Annotated in this window: 1 protein-coding gene and 1 pseudogene; both read right to left on the bottom strand. The window is 67.6% G+C overall.

The features are described 5' to 3' along the window. A partial coding sequence (locus tag FSV73_RS25420) for an MCP four helix bundle domain-containing protein (protein WP_186309351.1) occupies positions 1–1,119 on the bottom strand: 1,119 nt, incomplete at its 3' end. A gap of 48 nt (positions 1,120–1,167) precedes the next feature. Then, a pseudogene (locus tag FSV73_RS25415) lies at positions 1,168–1,402 on the bottom strand (methyl-accepting chemotaxis protein); the annotation flags it as partial.

Raw genomic sequence — 1,402 nt, 5'->3', positions numbered from 1 at the left:
GGCGCTGGCATCGGCACGGGTATCCAGGCGCCCGGCCATGGCGGCCTGGCTCAGCTGGTTGGCATCCTCGACCAGGCGCTGGATGTTGCCGCGGACCTGTTCGAGGTTGTCGTTGATTACCGCCTTCTGCCCGGGGAAGCGTTCCAGAGCCACCGACAGGTCGCCCTCGCCGAAGCTCTTGACGCAGGCCATGGCCTTGCTGGAATCGTTGAGGTGGCCGGCGACCATGCCGTTGACCCCTGCGGCCATGTCGCGGAAGGTGCCCTGGAAGCGCTCGGCCGGGATGCGCACGGCGGTTTCGCCGCGGTCATGGGCCGCGGACATGCTGCTCATTTCGCTGATCAGGCCACGCAGGGTGGTGACCATGTTCTGCATGGCCGCCATCAGGCTGGTCTTGTCGTCGGCGCGCAGCTTGATGTCGTCGGGCAGGTCGCCGGCGGCCACACGGCCGGCCAGGGTGGCGACCGCGGCGGGTTCGCCGCCCAGCTGGCGCAGCAGGTTGCGGGTGATGAAGAAGCCCAGCAGCGCCACGGCGAGCAGGGTCGCCAGGGCGATGGACAGCGCCAGCCAGGTGGCCTCGACCTTGGTCTTCTGCGCCACTTGCACGCCCTGTTGCGCCAGGGTCTGGTTGTAGGCGACGTGCTCGTCGATGGCCTTGTTGATGGTGGCGAGGACGTCACGGCGGCTGGTCATCAGCGCCTGGGCGTCTTCGTTGCGATTCTGCCGCGACAGGGCGACGACCTGCTCGCCCAGCGCGAACAGCGCGCTGAAGCTGGCACGGTCGGTGGCCAGCAGCGCGCGATCGCGGTCGTCGGACACCAGCGCCTCGTACTTGTCCAGGCTCTGGCCGATACGATCCTTGGCGCCGGCCAGGTCCTGCTCCACCGAGCTCATGCCATCGGCACTGGTGGAGAGCACGTGGCGATAGATGCCCGCGACGTAGTCGGAACGGCTGTCGTTGACGTCGCCGAGTGCCTTGAGGCTGGGGACGGTGTTGTCGTTGCCGTAGTTGGCGGCCTGGAACACCTGGTCGATCTCGTATTGCCCGGTGCCGGCCAGCACCAGGATGCCGAGGAGCGCGGACAGCACCAGCAGCAGCATTTTCTTGATGACGGTCATGTCGATGGTCTCGAAAAGGCCACCCGGGGGTGGCCGCAAAGTAAGGAATCAGGCGTCGAAGGGCACGTAGCCTTCGGGTGCACTGCCGGAGGTGCCACTGCGTAACGCTTTGCCGGACGCGCGCGCCACCTTGGGCCGCGAAGCCTCCAGTGCCCGCTCCAGGTCCTGCACGACCCGGCCGTCGCCGGTGTTGAAGAAGCCCATCAGCCGCTGCAACTGCTCGGCCTGGCCGCTCATCTCTTCCGCGGTGGCGGCCAGCTCTTCCGACGCCGAGGCGTTCTGC

It is taken from the genome of Pseudomonas oryzihabitans, from assembly GCF_007665395.1.
Taxonomy (GTDB): Bacteria; Pseudomonadota; Gammaproteobacteria; order Pseudomonadales; family Pseudomonadaceae; genus Chryseomonas; species Chryseomonas psychrotolerans_C.
Note: the sequence above shows the minus strand (reverse complement) of the source record. Positions and strands in the feature narration are given on the sequence as shown.